At 64.6% G+C, this 25694-nt stretch carries 22 protein-coding genes and 1 other RNA gene; 5 read left to right on the forward strand and 18 right to left on the reverse strand.

Annotation, left to right across the window (positions count from 1 at the left end; translation table 11 throughout):
- Window positions 1-29: 29 nt before the first annotated feature.
- From C380_RS13490 to ompA, 18 genes are all read right to left on the reverse strand, one after another.
- Window positions 30-1412 (reverse strand): formimidoylglutamate deiminase, encoded by a 1383-nt coding sequence (locus C380_RS13490; RefSeq protein ID WP_015014412.1) that lies wholly within the window; start codon window positions 1410-1412, stop codon window positions 30-32.
- Window positions 1409-2704, reverse strand: a complete 1296-nt coding sequence (gene hutI / locus C380_RS13495) for an imidazolonepropionase (protein WP_015014413.1) — start codon at window positions 2702-2704, stop codon at window positions 1409-1411. The genes C380_RS13490 and hutI overlap by 4 nt, the downstream gene beginning before the upstream one ends.
- Window positions 2705-2776: 72 nt before the next feature.
- Entirely contained in the window at window positions 2777-3403 is a 627-nt protein-coding gene (locus C380_RS13500; RefSeq protein WP_015014414.1) for a HutD family protein, read from the reverse strand.
- Window positions 3400-4284: a phytanoyl-CoA dioxygenase family protein gene (locus tag C380_RS13505; protein WP_015014415.1), complete on the reverse strand. Its 885-nt coding sequence runs from the start codon at window positions 4282-4284 to the stop codon at window positions 3400-3402. The genes C380_RS13500 and C380_RS13505 overlap by 4 nt, the downstream gene beginning before the upstream one ends.
- A 63-nt stretch (window positions 4285-4347) precedes the next feature.
- Window positions 4348-6081 carry a urocanate hydratase gene (gene hutU / locus C380_RS13510; protein ID WP_015014416.1) on the reverse strand — a complete coding sequence of 578 codons (1734 nt, stop codon included), beginning with the start codon at window positions 6079-6081 and terminating at the stop codon, window positions 4348-4350.
- Between the two features lie 39 nt (window positions 6082-6120).
- Window positions 6121-7659, reverse strand: a complete 1539-nt coding sequence (gene hutH / locus C380_RS13515; protein ID WP_015014417.1) for a histidine ammonia-lyase — start codon at window positions 7657-7659, stop codon at window positions 6121-6123.
- 64 nt (window positions 7660-7723) lie between these two features.
- Entirely contained in the window at window positions 7724-8536 is an 813-nt protein-coding gene (hutC, locus tag C380_RS13520; protein ID WP_015014418.1) for a histidine utilization repressor, read from the reverse strand.
- Window positions 8537-8577: 41 nt separating this feature from the next.
- Window positions 8578-9369, reverse strand: a complete 792-nt coding sequence (locus C380_RS13525) for an ABC transporter ATP-binding protein (protein ID WP_369750446.1) — start codon at window positions 9367-9369, stop codon at window positions 8578-8580.
- Window positions 9366-10202, reverse strand: a complete 837-nt coding sequence (locus C380_RS13530; protein ID WP_015014420.1) for an ABC transporter permease — start codon at window positions 10200-10202, stop codon at window positions 9366-9368. Before C380_RS13530 ends, C380_RS13525 begins: the two co-directional genes overlap by 4 nt.
- 22 nt (window positions 10203-10224) lie before the next feature.
- On the reverse strand, window positions 10225-11190 hold the full coding sequence (locus C380_RS13535) for an ABC transporter substrate-binding protein (RefSeq protein ID WP_015014421.1): 966 nt from the start codon (window positions 11188-11190) through the stop codon (window positions 10225-10227).
- A 407-nt stretch (window positions 11191-11597) separates the two neighbouring features.
- A complete protein-coding gene (locus C380_RS13540; protein ID WP_015014422.1) occupies window positions 11598-12980 on the reverse strand; it encodes a cell wall metabolism sensor histidine kinase WalK in 1383 nt (460 codons plus the stop codon).
- Window positions 12977-13663 (reverse strand): response regulator transcription factor, encoded by a 687-nt coding sequence (locus C380_RS13545; RefSeq protein ID WP_015014423.1) that lies wholly within the window; start codon window positions 13661-13663, stop codon window positions 12977-12979. Before C380_RS13545 ends, C380_RS13540 begins: the two co-directional genes overlap by 4 nt.
- 17 nt (window positions 13664-13680) lie before the next feature.
- Complete coding sequence (locus C380_RS13550; protein WP_015014424.1) at window positions 13681-14007, reverse strand: hypothetical protein; 327 nt, start codon at window positions 14005-14007, stop codon at window positions 13681-13683.
- Window positions 14008-14024: 17 nt separating this feature from the next.
- Complete coding sequence (locus tag C380_RS13555) at window positions 14025-14492, reverse strand: Spy/CpxP family protein refolding chaperone (RefSeq protein WP_015014425.1); 468 nt, start codon at window positions 14490-14492, stop codon at window positions 14025-14027.
- 365 nt (window positions 14493-14857) lie between these two features.
- Window positions 14858-15244: a transfer-messenger RNA gene (gene ssrA, locus C380_RS24495) on the reverse strand.
- Window positions 15245-15257: 13 nt separating this feature from the next.
- A complete protein-coding gene (locus tag C380_RS13560) occupies window positions 15258-15932 on the reverse strand; it encodes an HAD family hydrolase (protein WP_015014426.1) in 675 nt (224 codons plus the stop codon).
- Window position 15933: 1 nt separating this feature from the next.
- On the reverse strand, window positions 15934-16644 hold the full coding sequence (ubiG, locus tag C380_RS13565) for a bifunctional 2-polyprenyl-6-hydroxyphenol methylase/3-demethylubiquinol 3-O-methyltransferase UbiG (protein WP_015014427.1): 711 nt from the start codon (window positions 16642-16644) through the stop codon (window positions 15934-15936).
- Window positions 16645-16734: 90 nt separating this feature from the next.
- A complete protein-coding gene (gene ompA / locus C380_RS13570; RefSeq protein WP_015014428.1) occupies window positions 16735-17379 on the reverse strand; it encodes an outer membrane protein OmpA in 645 nt (214 codons plus the stop codon).
- Between the two features lie 223 nt (window positions 17380-17602).
- On the opposite strand from ompA, the gene gyrA reads away from it, so the two are divergent.
- From gyrA to C380_RS13595, 5 genes are all read left to right on the forward strand, one after another.
- On the forward strand, window positions 17603-20269 hold the full coding sequence (gene gyrA / locus C380_RS13575) for a DNA gyrase subunit A (RefSeq protein WP_015014429.1): 2667 nt from the start codon (window positions 17603-17605) through the stop codon (window positions 20267-20269).
- 95 nt (window positions 20270-20364) lie between these two features.
- Window positions 20365-21474 (forward strand): 3-phosphoserine/phosphohydroxythreonine transaminase, encoded by a 1110-nt coding sequence (gene serC / locus C380_RS13580; protein WP_015014430.1) that lies wholly within the window; start codon window positions 20365-20367, stop codon window positions 21472-21474.
- A 65-nt stretch (window positions 21475-21539) separates the two neighbouring features.
- The gene (gene pheA, locus C380_RS13585) at window positions 21540-22637 is read left to right on the forward strand and encodes a prephenate dehydratase (protein ID WP_015014431.1); all 1098 of its coding nucleotides are present in this window, start codon (window positions 21540-21542) and stop codon (window positions 22635-22637) included.
- 12 nt (window positions 22638-22649) lie between these two features.
- A complete protein-coding gene (locus C380_RS13590) occupies window positions 22650-23522 on the forward strand; it encodes a prephenate dehydrogenase (protein WP_015014432.1) in 873 nt (290 codons plus the stop codon).
- Window positions 23523-23657: 135 nt separating this feature from the next.
- Complete coding sequence (locus C380_RS13595) at window positions 23658-25688, forward strand: bifunctional 3-phosphoshikimate 1-carboxyvinyltransferase/cytidylate kinase (protein WP_015014433.1); 2031 nt, start codon at window positions 23658-23660, stop codon at window positions 25686-25688.
- Window positions 25689-25694 lie beyond the last annotated feature (6 nt).

A 25694-nucleotide genomic window follows, 5' to 3' on the forward strand; every position in this document is an offset into this window, starting at 1 on the left:
GCTCACGGGTATGAATTCAATCGGACGCTTCAATCGGGTGCAATGGTGGCCGAGCGTGCCGCCACAAACGCATGGGCCGCCGCATCGTGCAGCGTGTGCCGGCCACCCGTAATGCGCTGCTGGCCCGCCACCCACACGCTGTCGATGGCCGAGGTGCGGTGGCTGCCGAATACATGGGCCGACAACATGCTGGGTGCGGGCAGATCGCGCAGCGCTACATGCTGCGCACCCAGCGCCACCAGGTCGGCCTGCTCACCCACTGCCAGACCGCCAATGGCGCGGCCAGCGGCCTGCGCCCCGCCCTGCACGGCCTGCAAGGTCATGGCCGTGGCCACCTCGGGTTGCGCGGCGGTGGCCAGCACATTGCGCTGGCGCAGCGAAAGGCGCTGGCCGTATTCGAGCATCAACAACTCCTCAGCCGCATTCACGCAGGCATGGCTGTCTGAGCCCACACCCCAGCGCCCACCATGCTGCAGCCACAGCGGCATGTCGAAGATGCCGTCGCCCAGGTTCGCTTCGGTGGTGGGGCAGATACCTGCCACGGCGCCCGTTCGCGCTGCGTCCTGGTATTCCTGCGGCGTCATGTGCGTGGCATGCACCAGGCACCAGCGCTCGTCCACGGGTGCGTGCTCCAGCAGCCACTGCACCGGGCGCTGACCGCTCCAGGCCACGCAGTCATCCACCTCCTGCGTCTGCTCGGCAATGTGGATGTGGATGGGAGCCTGCGCATTGAGCGCCGTGAGGCCCTGCACGGCAGCCGCCAGACTGTCGGGCGGCACTGCACGCAATGAATGCGGTGCCAGGCCCAAAACGGCCCCTTGCGCTTGTGCAGCGGGCGCAAGGCGCTCCAATAAGGAGAGCATGTTGTCCGTGCTGCGGATGAAGCGTGCCTGGTCCGCGCGCGGTGGCTTGGCGCCAAAGCCGCTCGTCTGGTACAGCACCGGCAGCAGCGTGATGCCGATGCCCGCACGCTGCGCGGCACGCAGCAGTGCCAGCGACAGCGTGGCGTCATCGGCATAGGGCGTGCCGCCCTGGTCGTGGTGCACGTAGTGGAATTCGCACACGCTGGTGTAGCCCGCCTCCAGCATCTCCACATACAGCCAGGTCGCAATGGCCTCCAGCGATTCGGGCGTGATGCGCGCCGCAAAGCGGTACATCAGGTTGCGCCAGCTCCAGAAGCTGTCCTGGCTTTCCCCCCGGTACTCGGTCAGGCCCGCAAACGCGCGCTGGAAGGCGTGCGAGTGCAGGTTGGGCATGCCAGGCAGCACGGGGCCCGGGGCCACAGCGGCACCGGAGGGCTGCGCATTGGGCGAGACGGCGGTGATGCGCCCTGCCCCATCCCAAGTAATCAGCACATTGCGCGCCCAGCCCGTGGGCAGTAGTGCATCGGCGGCGAACAGCTGTTGCGTCATGGCATGACTCCGTGAATGCGCCCTTGCCGCACGATGGTGCAGGCGGGCTTCTGGCCCAGCCAATAGGCCAGCTCGGCGGCCTCGCCCACGGGCCACAGCACAAAGTTGGCCGGTCTGCCAGATGCGATGAGGCCGTGCGAATCTTGCAAGCCCAGCGCGCGCGCGGCGTGGGTGGTGATGCCGGCCAGCGCCTCGGGCACCGTCAGGCGGAACAGCGTGCAGGCCATGTTGGCCATGAGCAGCAGGCTGAGCGCGGGCGAGGTGCCAGGGTTGTGGTCGGTAGAGACGGCCATAGGCACGCCGGCTGCGCGCAACTGCGCGATGGGTGGCAGGTGCGTGTCACGCAGCGTGTAGTAGGCGCCGGGCAGCAGCACGGCCACGGTGCCTGCGGCCTTCATGGCAGCGATGCCGTCGGCCGACAGGTGCTCGATGTGGTCGCACGACAGCGCACCGTAGCGCGCGGCCAGCGCCGAGCCCCCCATGTCGGACAGTTGCTCGGCATGCAGCTTGACGGGAATGCCCAGCTGTTGCGCGGCCTGGAAGACCTGCTCGGTCTCCGCCAGCGTGAAGGCAATGCGTTCGCAGAACACATCCACCGCATCGACCAGACCTTCGGCCGCCAGGGCAGTCAGCATCTCGTTGCAAACAAGGTCTGTGTAGTCCTGGCTACCTCCAGGTTTTCCAGCGTATTCGGGCGGCAGCGCATGCGCGCCGAGGAAGGTGGTGCGCACCGTCACGCCAAAGGCCTCGCCCAGACGACGGGCCACGCGCAGCTGCTTGCGTTCGTGCTCCAGCGCCAGGCCGTAGCCGGACTTGATCTCAATGGCGCACACGCCTTCGTCCAGCAGCGACTGCAGGCGCGGCGCGGCCAGGGCAAAGAGTTCGTCTTCGCTGGCCTCGCGCGTGGCGCGCACCGACGACACAATGCCCCCGCCCGCCTTGGCCACCTCTTCATACGTGGCGCCTGCGAGCCGCATCGCAAACTCGTTGGCACGCTGCCCACCGTACACCAGGTGGGTATGGCAATCGACCAGGCCGGGTGTGGTGATGGCGCCTTTACCGTCAAAGCGGGGCAAGGCGGCAAACGCCGCAGGCACCTGGGCCTGCGGGCCCACCCACTGCACAGCGCCGCCCTGCACCACCACACACGCCAGCGCGCTCTCGGGCACCGGCACGTCCGCCGACCACAACGCGGCCAAGGGCCGCAGGTGGGTCCACACGCCATCGGCACTGGGCGCGGAAGATGTTGGCGGGACCGCGCTCTGCGGGTTGCTACTTGCTGCTGTGTTCATGGATCAATTTGCTATCTTTTATATAGCTACTTGCGCATATTCCACTAGCGCTTGCAGCCCATTTGATTCAAATTATGGTGCGGAGCCCCTGTGCAAGGCCACCCAGGCCAGCACCGGTGCATCGTCGGCAGACATGGCGCCTTCGGCGCCGCGTACGGGGGTGATTGACGGCGCTGCTTCGCCCCCTTCGCTCACCCACCACAGGCCCTGCCCCGCTGCCAACATCCGCGCTGGGCGGCCATCGCTGTCCTCATATCGCCACGTGCCGTGGAGCACCATACACAGGCCTGCGGCAGCCCCCTCTGCGGGCGGCACATCGCGCAGCACCTGCAGGCTCCCGCTCCACTCTCCCCGGCGCAGCATCAGGTTGAAGTCGGTAGAAACACCGCCGAGCATGCGGCAGTCCACCGGCTCTTCGCCGGAGAACGCAAACGGCTCCCACCGCTGCGTCAGCGCGTGCTGCCATTGCCCCGCTGCGGCTTGCAGCTGTACGCCATCGCCCTCCAGCAGCATGATCTGCCGGTCCACGCCCGCAAAGGCTGAGAACGGCCCGGGGCGGGCGATGGTGGCCACACTCACGCGCCATGCAAAGCTGTCCATGCCGGCGCCGGGCGGCCAGCACGCCAGCTCGCGCGTGCTGCCGCCGCCGTTTTTCCAGGGCACTGGGGGCGTGAAGGCCAAGTCCAGAAACTGCTTCATGCGCGTTCACCCTGCGGCGCATCGTTGCCATCCACCAGCAGAGGGAACAGCGGGTGGTCCATCGCAGCCCCAGCGGGCAGCTCATCGGCCAAGCCCGGGAACTCGGGCGAGGTCTTCCAGGGCCGGGGCGCATGGCGCGTGTCGTCGCCCAGAAAGCGCACCGAGAACACCCGACGGCGATTAGGCCCTTCCACACCGCCCGCCGCATGCAGCGTGAGCATGTGGAAACACACCACGTCGCCGGGCTCGATCTCCCAGCCCACGATGGGGAAGGCATCGCGGTCGGCCTCCACGTTGGGCAGGTCCTGCAGGCTGCCCTCAGGGAACCACTTGGCCTGGTTGTCCATGAAGGTGCGCGGCATGAGCCACGGGCCCTTGTGCGAGCCCGCCACAAACTCCAGCGTCGCAGCGCGGGACACCGGGTCTACCGGTATCCACATGCTCACGTTCTGCATGCCTTCGATGTTGTAGTAGGGCTGGTCCTGGTGCCAAGGCGTCTTCTGGCGCGTGCCCGGCTCTTTGACCAGCACATGGTCGTGGTACAGCCGCACGGTGCGCGACTGCATCAGGCGCTGCGCAGCCAGGGCCAGCGGCGTGTCGCGCACAAAGCGGCCAAACTGCGGAATGTCCTGCCAGTTGCAGAAGTCCTCGAAGAAGCGGCCCGGGTCATCCGGCCTGCTGGCCACTTTGGCGCGCGGGCTGGGCGCGGCCAGGTTGGCATCGATGCCTTCGCGCAGCAGCGCGACTTCATCGGGCGTGAGCAGCTGCTTGATGCAGATGGCGCCGTCGCGGGCGAAGTCGGCAACCTGTTGGTCACTCAACCGCTCGCGCAGGCGCGCCTGCCACTGTTGCTGCGAAACCCCAGACGAAACATCGGGCATGGCACCTCACCTCCAGATCAAACGTAGAGACAGATAGATAGACCCCGCGAGTATTTGGCGGGCTTACTTGATCATCGGCAGCTTCAGGCCCTGCTTCTTGGCCGTTTCCACGGCCAATTCGTAGCCTGCATCGGCATGGCGCATTACACCGCTGCCGCAGTCATTGACCAGCACATTGGCCAGCCGTGCAGCTGCCGCATCGGTGCCGTCGGCCACGATGACCATGCCCGAGTGCTGCGAGTAGCCCATGCCCACGCCGCCGCCGTGGTGCAGGCTGACCCAGGTGGCGCCGCCTGCGGTGTTGAGCAGCGCGTTGAGCAGCGGCCAGTCGCTCACGGCATCGGTGCCGTCCTTCATGGCTTCGGTCTCGCGGTTGGGGCTGGCCACGCTGCCGGTGTCCAGGTGGTCGCGGCCGATGACGATGGGCGCCTTCAGTTCGCCGTTCTTCACCATCTCGTTGAAGGCCAGGCCCGCGATGTGGCGCTCGCCCAGGCCCAGCCAGCAGATGCGTGCGGGCAGGCCCTGGAAGGCGATGCGTTCGCCAGCCATGTCGAGCCAGCGGTGCACGTGTTTGTTCTCGGGGAACAGCTCCTTGATCTTGGCGTCGGTCTTGCGGATGTCTTCTGGGTCGCCCGACAGGGCCACCCAGCGGAACGGGCCCTTGCCTTCGCAGAACAGCGGGCGGATGTAGGCGGGCACAAAGCCGGGGAAGTCGAATGCGTCTTTCACGCCTTCGTCAAACGCCACCTGGCGGATGTTATTGCCGTAGTCCACCACCGGGATGCCCATGTGCTGGAAGTCGAGCATGGCTTGCACATGCACGGCGCACGACTTGGCGGCGGCTTTTTTCAGCACTTCATGCTGGGTCACATCCTGCTGCGCGGCGCGCCACTGGGCCACCGTCCAGCCCGCGGGCAGGTAGCCGTTGACGAGGTCGTGGGCCGAGGTCTGGTCGGTGACCAAGTCGGGCTTCAAGCCGCCGGCCTTGGCGCGGCGCACCAGCTCGGGCAGGATTTCTGCGGCGTTGCCCAGCAGCGCAATCGACACGGCTTCTTTGGCTGCCGTGTGCTGCTGGATCAGCTCCAACGCGTGGTCGATATCACGCGCCTGCTTGTCCACATAGCGCGTGCGCAGACGGAAGTCGATACTGCTTTGCTGGCACTCAATGTTGAGCGACACCGCGCCCGCAAAGGTAGCGGCCAGCGGCTGCGCGCCGCCCATGCCGCCCAGGCCTGCGGTCAAGATCCAGCGCCCTTCCAGTGAGCCGCCAAAGTGCTTGCGGCCCGCCTCGGCAAAGGTTTCGTAGGTGCCCTGGACGATGCCCTGCGTGCCGATGTAGATCCAGCTGCCTGCGGTCATCTGGCCGTACATGAACAGGCCCTTCTGGTCCAGCTCGCTGAAGTGCTCCCAGTTGGCCCACTTGGGCACCAGGTTGGAGTTGGCCAGCAGCACGCGAGGCGCGTTGGCGTGGGTCTTGAACACGCCCACGGGTTTGCCGGACTGGATGAGCAGGGTTTCGTCGTCGTTCAAGTCCTTGAGCGAGGCGAGGATCTGATCAAAACACTCCCAGTTGCGCGCAGCACGGCCAATGCCGCCGTACACCACCAGGTCCTGAGGACGCTCTGCCACCTCGGGGTCGAGGTTGTTCTGGATCATGCGGTAGGCGGCCTCAGTCAGCCAACTCTTGCAGGTGAGCTGGCTGCCGCGCGGCGCACGGATCACGCGACTGGCGTCGTGGCGGGGGTCGGTGCTGGCGGACGAAGTGGCGGCAGCGATGATGGCGTCGTTGGCGTTCATGGTGGGCTCCTGTGAATCAGTGGGTGTGCGTAGAAAAAATCAGGCGAAGCTGGGCAGGCATTGCGTGAGCGCTGCGGGCCATGTGGACTGCTGGGCCCAGGCGCGCATGGCTTCGATGTCGGGAGCGAGGTAACGGTCCTGCTCCAGGTAGGCCACGCGCTCGCGGATGGCGGCGAATTGCGCTTCGATGAGGGGTGAACTCTTGAGCGAGCGGTCGAACTCCATGCCCTGCGCAGCGGCCATGGCCTCGATGCCGACCATCACGGCCGCATTGCGCACCATGTCACCCAGGCGGCGCGCGCCGTAGGTGGCCATGGAGACGTGGTCCTCCTGGTTGGCAGAAGTGGGCAGGCTGGTCACGCTGCTGGGGTTGGCCAGGCATTGGTTCTCGGCGGCCAGCGCGGCGGCGGTGACCTGGGCGATCATGAAGCCGGAGTTCACGCCGCTGTCGCGGATCAGGAACGCGGGCAGACCTGAGAGGCCCGGGTCCAGCAACAACGACAGGCGGCGCTCCGAGATGGCGCCGATCTCGGCCACGGCCAGCGCGATGATGTCGGCCACAAAGGCCACGGGCTCGGCGTGGAAGTTGCCGCCCGAGATGACATCGCCGTTGTCGAAAACGAGCGGGTTGTCCGACGCGGCGTTCGCCTCGATGGTCAACACGCGCGCTGCGTGGTGCAGGTTGTCCAGGCACGCACCCATCACCTGGGGCACACAGCGGATGGAATACGGGTCTTGCACACGGCCGCAGTTCGGGTGCGAGGGGTCGATGGCGCTGCCGTCCAGCAGCGCGCGCACGGCGGCAGCCACAGCGATCTGCCCGGCCTGGCCACGTGCTTCGTGAATGCGTGCGTCAAACGGCTTGACCGAGCCCTTGATGGCTTCGAGTGACAGGCAGCCTGCGACCAGCGCAGCAGCAAACACGCTCTCGGCGCCAAACAAACCGGCCAGCGCCAGCGCTGTGGACACCTGCGTACCGTTCAGCAGCGCCAGCCCTTCCTTGGGGCCCAGCACAAACGGTTGCAAGCCGATGGAACGCATGGCCTCGGCACCCGGCACCACCTTGCCATCTACCTTGGCCTGCCCTTCGCCGATGAGCACGCAGGCCATGTGCGCCAGCGGCGCCAGGTCGCCGGACGCACCCACCGAGCCCTTGGCCGGGATCACGGGCAGCACGTTGGCGTTGGCCAGGGCCAGCAGCGCATCCACCAGCTCGGGTCGCACGCCCGAGTGGCCGCGCGCCAGGCTCACCGCCTTGGTCGCGAGGATGAGGCGCACCACATCGTCGGGCAGCGCATCGCCCGTGCCCACGCTGTGCGACAGCACCAGGTTGCGCTGCAGCTCGGCCAGGCGGTCGTGCGCAATCTTGGTGCTGGCCAGCTTGCCAAAGCCGGTGTTGATGCCATAGACCACCTGGTCTTCATCCACGATGCGCTGCACCGTGGCCAGGGATTTCTGCAGGCCTGCGCGGGCCGAGGCGTCCAGCACCAGTTGCACGGGGCCCGCATGGATGCGGCGCAGCTCGGCCAGCGTGACGCGGCCGGGGTGCAGGGTGATGAGTGATGCGTTCTGTGTCATGGCGTTGATCCTGTATATACAAGTAGGTACAAGCGAAAAAATTCTGTGCTTTGGGCGAAAAATTTCAACCAGCGACGGGGTTGCCGTCGGCGCGGAAGCGGCTGCCCAGGCGGTAGCGGGTGGCGGGGTGCAGGCAGCGCACCACGGTGATCGGCACGCCGCGCGACCAGGTGCGGCGGGTGAGCAGCAGGCAAGGCTCCTGCGGAGACATCTCCAGCAGCGCGGCCTGCTCGGCGGTGGGCATGACGGCATCGACCACATGCTCGATCTGGTCGAAGGGCACGTTGCGCACCAGGTATTCGGAAGGTTGCAGTTGCGTGAAGTCTTGCGCGGCGAACTGGGGCACCTGGCGTGGGTTGACGTGGCGGTCTTCCAGTTGCACGGGCAGGCCGTCTTCGCGGTGGATGCACAGCGAGTGGAACACCGACTCGCCCGTGCGCAGGTCCAGCGCGGCGGCAACCTCCAGCGTGGCAGAGGTGCGTTCCACCGTGAGCACGTCGCAGCGGTAGTCGTGCCCGCGCTGGCGGATCTCGCTCGCCAGGTTGGCAATTTGCAGCAGCGTGGATTGGGGCTTGTCTTCGGCCACAAAGCTGCCCACACCGGCCACGCGCACGATGCGCCCCTGCTCCACCAGCTCGCGCAGTGCGCGGTTCACCGTCATGCGCGAGATGCCGAACTGGGTGACCAGTTCGTTCTCAGACGGCAGCCGGTCGCCCGCGCGCCAGATGCCTTCCTGAATCTTGCGCGAGATGTGGTCTTTGACCTGCTCGTACAGCGCCATGGCCTGCGCGGGCGCAGCCGCCGAGGCCACGGCCTTGGCAGGCGTGGCGCTGCGCGGTGCAGCGGCGGTGGTGCGGCGGGATGGACGGGCGCTCATGGGTGGATGCGGAATGGGTGCGGGGTGGATGCGGCTTCAGATCAGTGCAGGTCCGCCGCCATGGATTCGGCGCGGATCTCTTCGGTGAGGCGCGCCTTGAGGTCCATGAACTCGGGGCTGGTCTTGATCGTGTAATGGCGTGGGTGCGGCAGGTCGACGGCCAGCTCGGTCTTGATGCGGCCGGGCCGGGCGCTGAATACCGCCACGCGGTTGGCCATGAAGATGGCTTCGTCGATGTCGTGGGTGACGAAGAGCACCGTCTTGCGCTCGGCCTCCCAGATGCCCAGCAGCAGCTCCTGCATGAGCACGCGGGTCTGGTTGTCGAGCGCGCCGAAGGGCTCGTCCATCAGCAGGATCTTGGGGTCGTTGGCCAGCGCGCGGGCAATGGCGGTGCGCTGCTGCATGCCGCCCGACAGTTGCTTTGGGAAATGCTGCTCAAAGCCGCGCAGGCCCACCTTGGCGATGAAGTACGCGGCGCGCTCTTTTTGCTGCGCTTCGGGCATGCCCCGCTCGCGCAGGCCGAAGCGGATGTTCTGCTCGATGGTGAGCCAGGGGAACAGCGTGTAACTCTGGAACACCATGCCCCGGTCCGCGCCCGGGCCTTCGACCGGCACGCCGTCCAGCAGCACCCGGCCGCTGGTGGCATGGTCCAGACCCGCGACGATGCGCAGCAGCGTGGACTTGCCGCAGCCCGAGGGGCCGAGGATGGTGACAAAGTCGTTGTCACGCACTTCAAAATCGACGGGCAGCAGGGCCTGCGTGCGCTGGCCCTTGTGCCCTTCAAAGGTGCGCGAGACGGCTTGGATGGAGACTCGGTTCAAGGGGCTGCTCATCGCACAAAACTCCAGGCAAACAGACGGTGGTTGAGCGCCTTGAAGGCGAAGTCGGACACCAGCCCGATGAGGCCGATGATGATGATGCCGAAGATGATCTGGCCGGTGTTGAGCAGCGACTGGCTGTCGGTGATCATGTGGCCGATGCCGCTGGACGAGCCGATCAGCTCGGCCACGATCACATAGGTCCAGGCCCAGCCCAGCACCAGGCGCAGGGTCTCGGCGATCTCGGGCGCCGCACCGGGGATCAGCACCCGCGTGACGATGCCCTTGTGGCCTGCGCCCAGCGTGTAAGCGGCCTCCACCAGGTCGCGCCGCGCACCGCCCACGGTGACGGCCACCATCAGCGTGATCTGGAAGACCGAGCCGATGAAGATGACCAGGATCTTCTGCGCCTCGCCAATGCCCGCCCACAGGATCAGCAGCGGAATGAAGGCCGAAGCAGGCAAGTAGCGGCAGAACGAGATGAAGGGCTCGAAGAACGCCTCGATGCCCTTGTACGCGCCCATCGCAATGCCCAGCGGAACGGCAATGACCGCTGCCAGGATGAAGCCACCGACCACGCGCCAGATGGTCATGCCGATGTCTTTGATGAAGCCGTATTCGGTGAACAGCAGCCAGCCTTCTTTCACCATGGTGACGGGGCTGGCCAGGAAGGTGGGCGACACGAAGCCGCCCAGGGTAAAGAACGCCCACACCGCCACGAACAGGGCGAAAAAGGCCAGCCCCAGCATCCAGCGGGATCGGCTGCTCACAGGCTCCAGCGGGGCCAGGGAGCGCCGGCGCACGGTGGCCTTTGGCTCAGAAACGGACAGGGGTTGCACGGCGGACATGGAGCGCTCTTCTTCCGTCTATTTACTTGATGAAGCTGGCGTCAAAGGTGACGTTCAGGTCTTCAGGCGCCTTGCGGATGATGCCGGCCTCCAGCAGGATGGCCGTGGCGTCTTTCATGAAACTGGTGAGCTCGCCCGCAAAGAACTTCTGGTTGGCGGCCTTGTCCTGCCAGCGCAGGAAGGACGACGACTTGGCAAACTGCTCACCCGTCTGCTTGACGGCGGCGCCCATGATCTCGTTGGACTTGGTCGGGTCGGCCTTGATCATGTCCAACGCCTGGAAATACGAATTGGCGAGTGCCTGAGCCGCCTTGCCGTTGGCCTTGAGCCACGTGGGGTCACAGCCCACGGTGTCCATCACCATGGGGTAGTCGAGCGTGGTGGCCAGAATCTTGCCGGCGCTGGGGTTCTCACGCACGGTGGACAGGTAGGGCTCGTACGTCATGGCAGCGTCGTTCTGCCCCGCCACGAAGGCCTGTGCTGCGGCCTGGGGCGACAGCGTGGTGGTCTTCACATCCTTGAGGCTCATGCCGTTCTTGCTCAGCATCCAGGCCAGGCCGAAGTACGGAGCGGTGCCGGGCGCATCCACGCCGATGGTTTTGCCCTTGAGGTCCGCAAAGCTCTTGATGTCGCCGCGCACTGCGATACCGTCGGCGCCATAGGACTTGTCCATCTGGAAGATTTGCACGATGGGCACGCCGTTGGCGTTCCAGGCGACGTGCGTCTCGACCGTGGTAGCGGCGCACTGGATGGACTTGGAGGCCAGGGCCAGGTGGCGGTCCTTCTGCGGGATCATCTTGATCTCCACATCCAGGCCGTTCTTCTTGAAGATGCCGGCCTTGTCGGCCAGCGTGAGCGGTGCAAAACCTGTCCAGCCGGACATGCCCAGCACAATCTTGGTGTCCTGCGCCTGGGCCGGTGCGGCCAGAGCCATCATGCATGCTGCTGCCGCTGCCAGCGACGTCCATTTCACAACCGATCGAGTCATCATCTGCTCCTGTTTGAAGAAAGTACCTTGGCCCTGCCCACCGGAACGCACCTGCGTACCGGCGGCCATGATGACAGCATCAGCATACCTGTATATACAGGGTAAACACTGAAAAATCCGACTCATGCGAGGGGGGTGATGATCTTGAGCAAGAACGAGGCCAGGGAGGATGGCGACTTCTCGGGTGGCCCCAGGCATCAGAAACCACTCCTGATTTGATAGCTATCGGCGCAACAAATACTAGCGCCACAGAGCAAAAAGACTATGAATCTGCCTCGTAAGGCCTGCCATGGCCCCTGGTGCCGCCAGTTCTCCCGCGCACCAGGCCTGTGCGCTGCTCTGGCCGCATCGGTGCGACGCCACCTGCCGTCGCGGAGGCCAGCCTGTCTATGCCACCGGCGGGCGGTCTATTCCACTACCGGCAAACGCACGGTGACCGACAAGCCAGGCTCTGCGTTGCGCATGTTCAGCTGTCCGTCGTGCGCCTGTGCCACCAGGCGGCACAGGTACAAGCCCAGCCCCACGCCACCGGTGGCGCGCTGGCGTGCGGTGTCCGGCCGGTAGAACGCCTGAGCCAGGTGGGGCAGGTGCTCGGGGGGCACACCGCGCCCATGGTCACGCACCTCCAGCTCCAGCACCCTGCCCTCATCCACCAGCCGCAGATGCAGCTCGGGCGGGAAGGCGCCCGACTCGCTGTGGCGCAGGCTGTTGTCCAGCAGGTTGCGCAGCAGCAGCCGAAGGCGGGATCGGTCGAGCCGTACTGCGGGCAAGTCCGGCGCTGCGTGCAAGGCAATGTCGGAGGCGCCCGCATGGCGGGAGCACAGATCAGCCACCACTTCGCGCGCCAGCTCGGCCACATCGGTGGGCTCGCGGTGCAGCGCCGCATGGCGGCCCGCGAGGCGCTCGCTTTCCAGCAGGTCCGTGATGAGGCCTGCCATCTCGCCCAGGTCACGCATCAGCGCCAGGCGTTGGGGTTGCACGTCGGCCGTTTCGGGCAGCAGCTCGGTGTTCAGGCGGGCCCGCGTGAGGGGGCTGCGCAACTCATGGCTCATCGCCAGCAGCAGCGCGCGCTTGGCCTCCAGCATCTGGTGGATGTCATCCCCCATGGTGTTGATGGTCTCGGCCAGCTGGCCCAGCTCGTCCGGCCGGTGGGCATGCCGCACCGGGATGGGCTGGGCAAAGTTGCCGTTGCCAAAGCGCTGCGCCCCCTGGCGAATGTCGTCCAGCGGCCGCAGCAGATGCCGCACATACACATAGGCCAGCGCCGTGAGCAGCAGCAGCACGGTGAGCGTGCCCCACGCAATGCGCGGGCGCTTGTCCCAGGACAGCGCGTTCAGCCCGAACTCGATATGGTGCCCATCGGCCGTCGTGCGGCGCAGCAGACTGTGCCCGTTCTCGTCACCGGTCCAGCGGCTTTCCTGGCGGACCTTGTCGCTCATCCAGTCAGGGTTCTGCTGATCGGGATGCGAGGCCCAATGGATCTGCGGGCCGTCGATGCGCAAGGTCAGCGGCAGGCGGTTGGCGATTGCCTGCGCGCGCTCGATGCTTGGTGGGCTGCCAATCTCGGCCGCCAAGCGGTCCACATAGTCCATCAACAGCGGCCGTGCGGCTTCGCGCCAACCCACCGACACGGCTTTTTGTACACCGCCCATGAACGTGACGGCGACGGCCACAGCCAAAGCCATGAACACCAGCACCAGCCGAATGCGCAGCGAATGCCCCACCGCGTGGCGCGCCCGGCGGTGCCAGGGGCAGTTCGGGTCGTGGACGGGAGAACAAATCTTCTTCATGGGGCAGCGCGGCGCAGGGCCAGGGAATAGCCCACATTGCGCAGCGTCTTGATGCAGTCCAGCGGCTCCAGCTTTTTGCGCAACCGGCTCACCACGATGTCCACCGCGCGGGTGTACAGCTCGGCTTCATGTCCGCGCAGCTGGTTCAGGATGTCGTCCCGGCTGAAGACTTTGCCCGGCTCGCGCGCCAGCAGGTGCAACAGGTCGAACTCCGTGCCGGTCAGCTCCACCACCTCGCCGTGGCGCTGTACGCTGCGGCGCGCGGCATCGATGGACAGGCCCTCAAACTCCAGCGAGCCCGCTGCAACACCGGGCCCTGGCGCCCGGCGTCGACGCAACACCGTCTGCAGGCGTGCCACCAACTCGCGCGGCTCGAAGGGCTTGGGCAGATAGTCGTCGGCCCCCAGTTCCAACCCCACCACACGGTCCATCACCTCGCCGCGTGCGGTCAGCATCACGATGGGCAGGTCGCCCTGCTTGCGGATGGTGCGGCACAGCTCGAAGCCATCCATTTCCGGCAGCATGACGTCGAGGATGGCCGCGTCGAAGCCGCCGGCTGTCAGTTGCGCCAGGCCATCGCTGGGCCGAAGGGCGTGAACTAGCTCCAGCTCAAAACGCTGGAAGTAAGTGGCCAGGGGCGCGCCCAACTGCGCGTCGTCGTCAATCAGCAATATGCGGTGCATGAGCAATTCTCACACCGTCAGGCGCGCTCCCCACGGGGTTCATCGACAGAAGCGCCTGCCGCACACAATGCGCGGTGCCGCACGATGAGCCGGCGTAAACGGCCCTGCGCACCAGCGTGCAGCGCGTCAAAATGGTCGGCAGCCGCCAGCAAGGCGGGCAGCGCGTGGGCTGCCACCGAGGGCTGGCGGGCTACCAGGCCCATCGCATGCTCGCGGTCAAAGCGCGGCCCCCAGACCAGAGACATCAGCTCATCGTGAGGCTCCGGCACCCCCGACAGCAGCGCAGGCCCGTGCACACGAACGCCTTGGGCGAGGCGGTGGATAGGTTCCAGCGTGGGTGACATGCAATGCTCCCTGCCCTTTAGCCGCGGGCCATCCAGCCCTTGCGCCGCTGCATCAGCTCGCGCAGTTTTTGCTGTTGGTCTGGGTTCAGACTGTCATAGAAGTCAGCCATCGCGTTGACCACTGCCGGGCTGTGGGCCTGCACCGCGCGCGTCTTGTCTTCCAGCAGCGACTGCGCCCGCGCCCGGTCAAACTTGTCGCCCGCGACAATGGCCTGCACCTCGGCACGGGGGTCTGCCGTCTTGCCGATGAACGCCGCACGCTGGGCCTCCAGCTGATCGGCCAGCGCATTGAGTTTGGTCTTTTGCGCCTCGTTCAGGTCGAGCTTGCTACTCACCCGGTCCACCATCTTGCCGCGCACTTCGGCCATCTTTTCCGCAGTCATCGGGCCGCGCTGATGGTGCCCGCTGGAGCAGGCCGTCAGCCCACCCACCGCGATGGACGCACCAAAAATGCCCATCAGCGTTTTCTTGATCCAGGGTTTCATGATGCAGTCCTTTCAAAGACGGTATGGAACATGACCCTGATGGTGCCCGCGGTGGCATGGAACGTGGTCTCGACCCAGTTTCGGTTTATTTCATTTTGTTTCTTGTGCGGCGCTGGCGAAAGATGCTGGCGGGTCGTCGATTTTGCGGAGACCAATATGTGGGCCCGCTTTGTCTAGTGTTTCCCGTGCGAAGCCGAGACATGCACCACTGCAAATTGACGCGGAGAGACTGAACTACGGCTTCCCACAGCGGAGGCAGCAGACGGCATGAGCGGATCAAGCGGATACAGCGAAAAGCCGCGCTCGGACACTCAAAACCGTAAAAAAGAAAAACCCCCAACCGTAACCGGTTGGGGGTTTGTATTTGGTGGAGCTGGCGGGAATTGAACCCGCGTCCGCAAGCCTTCGTCAGGCAGATCTACATGTTTAGCGGTCTGATTTGGATCTCGCTACCCATGTCGCGCAGTCGCACGCTACATGGGCCGCCAGCACCCTATTTTCTCGCCTCCACCCAAGGTACCCGGATGGAAGCCAGCCCATGTAATTATCCTTGCAGCCGGGAGGCCCTGATTGCTCAGAACCCCCTTGCCCAGCCCATCGGCCAACTGTTGCAAGGCTCACTGGCAATTAAGCAGCGAGTGCGAAACGTTCGTCGTTTGCAGTTAGTTTGTTAAATCGAGATTTACGAGCGTGACTCAAGCTCGACATGCACCACACTGATCCCGAACCCACGTCGAAACCAGGACAGCCCCTAGGCTTTCTATTTTAGGCGCTCACGAGCAATTGCAAGAGCTCGCCAGGAGATTTAATTGCGGCATGTGCGCCCCACTCCGAGGGATCGGTCTTTGCGCCCAAATAGCCGTAGGTGGCGGCCACTGTGCCCATGCCCGCTGCCAGGCCCGCCACGATGTCCCGCTCGTCGTCGCCCACATAGATGCAGTGTTCAGGAGCCACACGCAAACGTGCAGCCGCCTCCAGCAAAGGGGCAGGATGCGGCTTGGCGTGCGGCGTAGTGTCACCACTGACCACGGCCGAGGCAGTGGCAAACAGCGGGATGGCCTGCGTGAGCGGGTCCGTAAAGCGTGCAGCCTTGTTGGTGACCACGCCCCATGCCATGTTGCGACCAAGAATCTGGCGAACCAATTCAGGCACACCGTCAAAAATGGTGGTCTGCTCGGTCATGCGGGACTCGTAGTTCACAAAAAACTCTTCCCGCATAACGGCAAAGTCAGGGTGGTCTGGGCCCATGCCAAAGGCCTCTGCCAGCATGCCGCGAGCCCCAGCACCCGCCATGGGGCGGTATCGGGCGGGAGGTAGCGAAGGCAGGCCTCGGTCGGTGCGCATCTTGTCTGCGGCCGCGCCGAGGTCTGGGGCGCTGTCGATCAAAGTTCCATCCAGATCAAACAGAACTGCGCGAATGCCATGAAAAACGGTAGCCATATCAGCCCGGGCGACGCGTCGCAAACAGGTAATTGACGCTGGTGTTGGCACTGAGCCAATAGCGACGCGTGAGGGGGTTGTATTCCAGTCCCTTGGTGTGCAGCACATCCAGGCCTGCACTGCGGCAATGTCCCGCCAGCTCACTGGGACGGATCATCTTGGCGTATTCGTGGGTGCCGCGCGGCAGCATATTGAGCACGTATTCCGCCCCCACGATGGCCAGCATGAAGGCTTTGGCGTTGCGATTGATGGTGGAGAAGAACACCCAGCCACCGGGTTTGACCAAGGTGGCGCAAGCTCGAACCACAGAGGCAGGATCGGGCACATGCTCGAGCATCTCCATGCAAGTCACCACATCAAAACCAGCAGGCTGCTCGGCGGCCATCGCCTCGGCGCTGATTTCACGGTATTGCACGTTTTGGGTACCCGCTTCCAGGGCGTGTAATTGCGCCACGCGCAGCGCTTTGGTTGCCAGATCGATACCCAGCACATCCGCACCCTTGCGCGCCATGGAGTCGGCCAGAATGCCCCCGCCGCAGCCCACATCCAGCACACGCTTGCCGGTCAAGGCGCTCAGCCCATGAATCCAGTCAAGCCGCAGCGGGTTGATCTGATGCAATGGACGAAATTCACTGTCAGGGTCCCACCACCGATGGGCCAATTCTGAAAACTTGGCCAGTTCGGCCGGATCTGCATTGACGGTTTCGATCATGTCGCTGATTGTCCATGAAGGGAGCACGCTAAAAGCCCCAGACGCAAAAAAGCCCCGCAAGCGGGGCTTTTTTGTGCAGCAATCCGAAGATTACTGAGCGGCGCGGGTACCGACCACTTCGATTTCCACGCGACGGTTCTTCGCACGGCCTTCGGCAGTCTTGTTGTCAGCCACGGGCTGCTTTTCGCCCTTGCCTTCGGTGTACACGCGGTTCTTTTCGATGCCCTTGGACACCAAGTAAGCCTTCACGGCTTCAGAACGACGCACCGACAGCTTCTGGTTGTAAGCATCGGAGCCGACGGAGTCAGTGTGACCCACAGCAATGATCACTTCCAGGTTGATGCCCTTGACCTTGGAGACCAGGTCGTCCAGCTTGGCCTTGCCTTCTGGCTTCAGCACCGACTTGTCGAAGTCGAAGAAGGCGTCAGCAGCGTAGGTCACCTTGGTGGCAACAGCGGGAGCTGGTGCGGGTGCGGGTGCAGGGGCGGCAGCGGGTGCTGGAGCAGCAGCAGGAGCTGGTGCAGCGGCAGGTGCGGGAGCAGCGATTGCGCCGTCGCAGCCAGGAGCTGCCGTAGCAGGCGTCCAGTTGGCATCGCGCCAGCAGTATTCGTTGGTACCGTTCTTCCAGACCAGTTGGCCAGAAGCATCGCGCCAGTTGTCAACGGTTTGTGCGCCAGCGGCGGTTGCGAGCGCTGCAGAGGCAAACAACATCGCCACTTTGTTCAGTTTCTTCATGGTTCTCCTCTTGGGGAAAAAGCCGCAGCCGCGCTGCGAATCAGGACGCCTGGGGTGACCACCACCCTAAGCGTTCAAACGATTGTGCCATACGTAACAGGGCAAAAGCTGTGCACGCCGTTCGGGGCCCGTAGGACAAAACCTGAATTGCTTCGATATGTTGCGTCGTCGCTACACGGTCTTACGCCTAAAATGGCTCTCCTTTGCCGCCCCCGCCGTCCCAATGACCCAGTTTGCCAAAGAAACCCTGCCGATCAGCCTTGAAGAAGAGATGCGGCGCAGTTACCTCGATTACGCGATGAGCGTGATCGTGGGCCGTGCACTGCCCGACGCGCGCGATGGCCTGAAGCCCGTGCACCGTCGCGTTCTGTATGCGATGCATGAGCTCAACAACGACTGGAACCGACCCTACAAAAAATCGGCCCGTATCGTTGGCGACGTGATTGGTAAATACCACCCGCATGGCGACTCGGCGGTGTATGGCACCATTGTGCGGATGGCGCAGGATTTTTCGCTGCGGCACATGCTGGTGGATGGACAGGGTAATTTCGGATCGGTGGACGGCGACAACGCTGCGGCCATGCGATACACCGAAATCCGCTTGGCCAAAATCGCGCACGAAATGCTGGGCGATATTGACAAGGAAACTGTCGATTTCGGCCCCAACTACGACGGCAGCGAAAAAGAACCATTGGTATTGCCCAGCAAGCTGCCTAACCTGCTGGTGAATGGATCAGCAGGTATTGCGGTGGGTATGGCCACCAATATCCCGCCCCACAACCTCAACGAAGTGGTCGATGCCTGTTTGCACATGCTGCGCAATCCGGAGGCGAGCATTGACGAGTTGATGGAGATCATTCCAGCTCCCGACTTTCCTACGGCCGGCATCATCTATGGCATCAATGGCGTGAAGGACGGCTACCGCACCGGGCGCGGCAAGGTGGTCATGCGCGCCAAGTGCCACTTCGAGGACATCGACCGTGGCCAGCGCCAGGCGATCATCGTGGACGAGCTGCCCTACCAGGTCAACAAGAAGACGCTGCAGGAGCGCATGGCCGAGCTGGTGCACGAAAAGAAGATCGAAGGCATCAGCCACATCCAGGACGAGTCCGACAAGTCGGGCATGCGCCTGGTGATTGAGCTCAAGCGCGGCGAAGTGCCCGAGGTGGTGCTGAACAACCTGTACAAGCAAACGCAGCTGCAGGACACGTTCGGCATGAACATGGTGGCGCTGATCGACGGCCAGCCCCGCCTGTGCAACCTGAAGGACCTGATCAGCGTCTTCCTGCAGCACCGCCGCGAAGTGGTGACGCGCCGCACGGTGTTCGAACTGCGCAAGGCGCGCGACCGGGGCCATGTGCTGGAAGGCCTCGCCGTAGCGCTGGCCAACATTGACGATTTCATCGCCATCATCCGCAACGCCCCAACGCCCCCAGTGGCCAAGGCCGAGCTGATGACCCGCTCGTGGGACAGCAAACTCGTGCGCGAGATGCTGACGCGCACGCGCGCCGATGGCGGCGTGATCAACGCTGACGACTACCGCCCTGAAGGTCTGGAAAAAGAATTCGGCATGGGCCAGGATGGCCTGTACCGTCTGTCCGAAACGCAGGCCCAGGAAATCCTGCAGATGCGCCTGCAGCGCCTCACGGGCCTGGAGCAGGACAAGATCGTGGCCGAGTACAAGGAAGTCATGGCGGTCATCGAAGACCTGCTGGACATCCTGGCCAAGCCCGAGCGCGTGTCGGTCATCATCGGCGACGAACTCACCTCCATCAAGCAGGAATTCGGCCAGCACAAGCTGGGCGCACGCCGCTCAATCGTTGAATACAGTGCGCAGGACCTCTCCACCGAAGACCTGATCACCCCCACCGACATGGTGGTGACGCTGAGCCACACCGGCTACATCAAGAGCCAGCCACTGTCCGAGTACCGCGCCCAGAAGCGTGGCGGGCGTGGCAAGCAGGCCACGGCGACCAAAGAAGACGACTGGATCGACCAGCTCTTCATCGCCAACACGCACGACTACATCCTGTGCTTCTCCAACCGGGGCCGCCTGTACTGGCTCAAGGTGTGGGAAGTGCCCGCCGGTTCGCGCGGCTCGCGCGGCCGCCCCATCGTCAACATGTTCCCGCTGCAGGACGGTGAGAAGATCAACGTGGTGCTGCCGCTCACCGGCGACATGCGCAGCTTCCCGGCCGACCGTTTCGTGTTCATGGCGACTAGCATGGGCACCGTGAAAAAGACTGCGCTGGACGAGTTCAGCAACCCCCGCAAGGGCGGCATCATCGCCGTGAACCTGGATGACGGTGACTACCTGATCGGCGCAGCCCTCACCGATGGCAAACACGATGTGATGCTGTTCAGCGACGGTGGCAAGGCCGTACGCTTTGATGAGAACGACGTGCGTCCGCTGGGCCGAGCAGCGCGTGGTGTGCGCGGCATGATGCTGGAGGACGGCCAGAGCGTGATCGCCATGCTGGTCGCCGAAGACGAGACGCAGAGCGTGCTGACCGCCACCGAGAACGGCTACGGCAAGCGCACCAGCATCGTCGAGTACACCCGTCATGGTCGTGGCACCAAGGGCATGATCGCCATCCAGCAGAGCGAGCGCAACGGCAAGGTCGTTGCGGCCACGCTGGTGCATGCTGACGACGAGATCATGCTGATCACCGACAAGGGCGTGCTGGTGCGAACCCGCGTGAGCGAGATTCGCGAGCTGGGCCGTGCCACGCAGGGCGTGACGCTGATCGCACTGGACGAGGGCTCCAAACTCAGCGGCTTGCAGCGCATTGTGGAGAACGATGCCAATGTGACGGATGCAGAAGCCGATGGGGACGCAGGCCCAGACAGCGGCGGCGCATCCCCCGCCCCCGAAGCCCCCGACGCCTGACCACCGCAGGGCGTGAAGACGCCCCGCAAATGCTATCAAAAGCAAAGCATCAGGCGCTTATTGAATAAGCGCCTGATGCATTTTTAGCCCTGAACATGACACGTCCTTACAACTTCTCCGCTGGCCCCGCCGCCATCCCCTCCGAAGTCCTGGAACAAGCCGCCGCCGAGATGCTGGACTGGCACGGTAGTGGCACGGGCGTGATGGAGATGAGCCACCGCGGCAAGGAGTTTCTATCTATCTACGAAAAGGCGGAAGCCGACCTGCGCGAGCTGCTGGCCGTTCCGTCGCATTTCAAGATCCTCTTCATGCAAGGCGGTGGCTTGGCCGAAAACGCCATCGTTCCGCTCAACCTGTCGCGCGCAGGTGTGGTTGATTTTGTGGTGACCGGCAGCTGGAGCCAGAAGTCGCAAAAGGAAGCACGCAAATACGCGTCCGAAGTCAACATCGTCGCCACGGGCGAAGACACGGGCTTTACCACCGTGCCGGACCCAGCCTCCTGGACGGTAAGCCGGGGTGCGAGCTACCTGCACCTGTGCAGCAACGAAACCATCCACGGCACCGAGTTCCACCAGCTGCCCGACCTCAAGGCGCTGGGCAGCGATGCGCCTCTGGTGATCGATTTCTCGTCGCACGTGGCCTCGCGGCCCGTGGACTGGAGCCGCGTGGGCCTGGCTTTTGGCGGCGCGCAAAAGAACCTGGGGCCCGCTGGCCTCACGCTGGTGATCGTGCGCGAAGACCTGCTGGGCCACGCCCTCCCCGCCTGCCCCAGCGCCTTCGACTACAAAATCGTGGCTGACAACCAGTCCATGTACAACACGCCGCCCACCTGGGGCATCTACATTGCAGGGCTGACCTTCCAGTGGCTCAAGCGCCAGACCGAAGGTGGCCTGACCGGCGTGGCCGCCATGGAGCAGCGCAACATTGCCAAGGCGACGCTGCTGTACAACGCCATCGACCAATCGCAGCTGTACGTCAACAAAGTGGCGGCCAACTGCCGCTCGCGCATGAATATCCCGTTCTTCCTGCGCGATGAAAGCCGCAACGACGCCTTCCTGGCCGGCGCCAAGGAGCGCGGTCTGCTGCAGCTCAAGGGCCACAAGTCCGTGGGTGGCATGCGCGCCAGCATCTACAACGCCATGCCGCTGGCGGGCGTGCAGGCGCTGGTGGACTACATGCGAGAATTTGAGCAGAAGCACGCCTGAGCGCGCACCCGACACGACAGCAACAGAAAACGGCTCCCCGAGCACGCACCGCTACCCCACCGTCCATGAACAATCCGCAAGCCTCACCCGACCTCGCCAGCCTGCGCGTGCAAATCGACAGCATCGACCAGCAACTGCTCACGCTGCTGAACCAGAGGGCGCTGGTGGCCGAACAGGTGGGCGAGGTCAAAAAGCGCGAAGGCACGCCTTTCTTCCGCCCCGACCGCGTGGCACAGGTCATTGAGAAGATCACCAACGCCAATCCCGGCCCGCTCAAGGGCCCGCATGTGGCTGCCATCTGGCGCGAAATCATGTCCGCCTGCCTGGCGCTCGAATCGCCCCAGCGCGTGGCGGTGCTCGGCCCGGAGGGGACATTCTGCGAACAGGCCGCGATTGAATTCTTCGGCGGTGCTGCCGACCTGATGTACTGCGCCAACTTTGACGAGGTATTCCACGCCACGGCGGCGGGCAGCGCGCAGTACGGCGTGGTGGGCGTGGAGAACTCCACCGAGGGTGTGGTCACCCGCTCGCTCGACCTGTTCCTGCACACACCTACGCATGTGGTCGGCGAGGTCAGCCTGCTGGTGCGCCACAACCTGCTGCGCACCAGCAATTCGCTGGACGGCATCGAGGTGGTGCTGGCCCATCCGCAGGCGCTGGCCCAATGCCAGGCCTGGTTGTCCAAGCACCTGCCGCACGCCGAGCGCCGCCCGGTGTCCAGCAACGCCGAAGGCGCGCGGCTGGCTACCACCAACCCTGCCTGGGCGGCCCTCTCCAGCGAGCGCGCGGCCACCCAGTTCGGCCTGCACATCGTCTCCCACGCCATTCAGGACGACGCGTACAACCGCACGCGTTTCGCCATCATCTGCCTGCCACACACGCTGCAGACACCGCCTCCATCCGGCAAGGATTGCACCAGCCTGGTGGTCTCGGTGCCCAACCGGCCCGGCGCTGTGCATGACTTGCTGGTGCCGCTCAAGACGCACGGTGTGTCCATGACGCGCTTTGAGTCGCGCCCAGCCCGCACCGGCCAGTGGGAGTACTACTTCTACATTGATCTCGACGGTCACCCCGCCCAGCCCCATGTGGCACGGGCGCTGGAAGAACTGCGCAGCCTGTGCGCGTTCTACAAGGTCCTGGGGACCTACCCTGTCTCGTCATAAGGAGCCGTCGCCATGTTCGAACAATTGGGGCTGATCGGCTGCGGACTCATGGGAGGCTCGTTCGCCTTGGCCATGAAGAAGGCCGGGTTGGTCAAGCGCGTGGTGGGGTACAGCAAGTCGCCCTCCACCACCGACCGCGCCCGCCAGCTGGGCGTGATCGACGTCGAGGCACCCTCTGCCCTGCTGGCCGTGGCAGGCGCAGACATTGTGCTGGTGGCAGTCCCCGTGGCGGCTACCGAAGCCACCCTCAAGGCCATCAAGCACCTTGTCACCCCCCAGATGCTGATCATGGACGTGGGGTCGACCAAGTCCGATGTGGTGCAGGCCGCGCAGCGCTCGCTGCGGGACCAGGTGGGCTCCTTTGTGCCCGCACACCCCATCACGGGGCGCGAAGTGTCAGGTGTGGAACACGCCGAAGCCGACCTGTACAGCGGGCGCCAGGTGATCCTGACCCCCACCGAGCGCACCTTGACGGCCCAGCTGCAGGACGCCGAAAAGATTTGGACTGCCCTGGGCTGCCGCGTGACCAGCATGTCGCCAGAGTCGCACGACGCGGCCTTTGCCGCCGTCAGCCACCTGCCCCATTTGCTGGCGTTTGCGATGATGAACAGCATCACCGGCCAGACGCACGGCGATGACTTTTTGTCGCTCGCGGGCCCCGGGTTCCGCGACTTCACCCGCATTGCCGCCAGCGATCCCAAGGTCTGGCGCGACATCCTGCTGTCCAACCGCGACGAGCTGATTGCCCAGTCCAAGCTGTTCCAGCAGGCACTGCGCAACATCGAGCAGGCCATGGAAAAAGGCAATGCCCAGGCGCTTGAAGACATGCTGACCTTGGCCAGCGAAACCCGGGCGCATTGGCGCATGGGCGCGAAGAGAAAATAACCCCCTGAGTCGCCTACGGCGCCTTCCCCCAAGGGGGACGCACCCGGTGGCCTGGCAAAGCCAGTTCCACGGGTGCACTGGGATGGGCCTGCGCCAGTAATGAAGGGCGCTTGCACCAATGGACGAAAGACACTGATGTACAGCACCGCATTCCTCGATCTCCCCCCTTTGCAAGCCGCTGCGGGTGAAGTCCACCTGCCAGGCTCCAAGAGCATCTCCAACCGTGTGCTGCTGCTGGCTGCGCTGAGCAATGGCACCACGACCGTGCACGACCTGCTGGCGTCCGACGACACGCGCGTGATGCTGGACGCCCTGCGCCAGATCGGGTGCACGGTGGATGAAGCAGGCAGCACGGTGCACATCACCGGCCTGGGTGGCCGCGTGCCCCAATCCCCCGCCAAGCTGTTCCTGGGCAATGCGGGCACGGCCATGCGCCCACTAACGGCGGCGCTGGCGCTGCTGGGCGGCGAGTTCGAGCTGTCTGGCGTGCCGCGCATGCACGAGCGCCCCATCGGCGATCTCATCGATGCGCTGCGCCAATTGGGCTGCCAGATCGACTACCTGGGCAACGACGGCTACCCGCCGCTCAAGATTGCCCATGGCCAGGGCGTGCCTGCGCTGGCACTGGCAGAGCCCATCCGAGTGCGCGGCGATGTATCCAGCCAGTTCCTCACCGCCCTGCTCATGGCGCTGCCGCTGGCGGCGGGCACGCAGGCCATCGTGATCGAGGTGGTGGGCGAGCTGATTTCCAAGCCCTACATCGCCATCACCCTGCAACTGCTGGCGCGCTTTGGCATTGTGGTCGAGCACCAGAACTGGCAGCGTTTCACCATCCCGGCAGGCAGCCGCTATCAGTCGCCAGGCAGCATCCATGTGGAGGCAGACGCCTCATCCGCTAGTTATTTCATCGCGCTTGGCGCAATTACTTCTAGCACTAGCGGCCAAAAAGGCATCAAGATTCAGGGCGTGGGCCTGGATTCGATCCAGGGCGACATCCGCTTTGTCGAAGCGGCCCGGGCCATGGGCGCCGTGGTCACCGGCGGCCCCAACTGGCTGCAGATTGAACGCGGCGCGTGGCCCCTGAACGCCATTGACCTGGACTGCAACCACATTCCCGACGCCGCCATGACGCTGGCCGTGATGGCGCTGTATGCCCAGGGCACCACCACGCTGACCAACATCGCCAGCTGGCGCGTGAAGGAAACCGACCGCATCGCCGCCATGGCCACCGAGCTACGCAAGCTCGGCGCCACGGTGGAGGAAGGCGCGGACTATATCCGCGTCACGCCCCCGGCCCAGGTCACCGACTGGAAGGCTGCCAGCATCCACACCTACGACGACCACCGCGTGGCCATGTGCTTCTCGCTGGCCGCATTCAACCCGGCGCGTCTGCCGGTGCGCATCGAAGACCCCAAGTGCGTGGCCAAGACCTTCCCGGACTACTTCGAGGCCCTGTTCTCGGTCGCCCAGGTCGAGACCGCCCACATCCCGGTGATCTGCATCGACGGCCCCACGGCCTCGGGCAAGGGCACGGTGGCCGCGGCGGTGGCGCAGCGGCTGGGCTATCGCTTTTTGGACTCCGGCGCGATGTACCGCATCACCGCCCTGGCCGCGCTGCGGGCAGGTTTGGCCATAGACGCTGACCACGAAGCCCGGATCGCCACCCTGGCCCAGACGCTGCCGGTGCGGTTTGAGGGCGGCAAGGTGTGGCTGGGCAGCGACGACGTGACCGAAGCCATACGGACCGAAGAAGCCGGTATGAACGCGTCCCGTGTGTCCGCCCTGCCCGCCGTGCGCACTGCGCTGGTCGATCTGCAGCACAGCTTTCAGCGCCTGCCGGGGCTGGTGGCCGACGGGCGCGACATGGGCACCGTGATCTTCCCCGAGGCCCCCTTGAAGGTGTATCTCACGGCCAGCGCCGCCTGCCGCGCAGAGCGCCGTTATAAACAGTTGATTTCTAAGGGTTTTTCGGCTAGTATCGAAGACCTTCGCGCGGATCTGGAAGCGCGCGACGCCCGGGACAGCTCCCGGAGTGTTGCACCTCTCAAGCCCGCGCAGGACGCTCTGGTCCTGGACAACTCCGATTTGACGATTGAACAAGCCGTCGAACAAGTATTGGCCTGGTGGCAGGAGCGTCAGCCCTTCGCAGTTTCTGCGCAGCGCTGACAATGT

Origin of the sequence: Acidovorax sp. KKS102, from assembly GCF_000302535.1 — a bacterium.
Classification (GTDB): domain Bacteria; phylum Pseudomonadota; class Gammaproteobacteria; order Burkholderiales; family Burkholderiaceae_C; genus Acidovorax.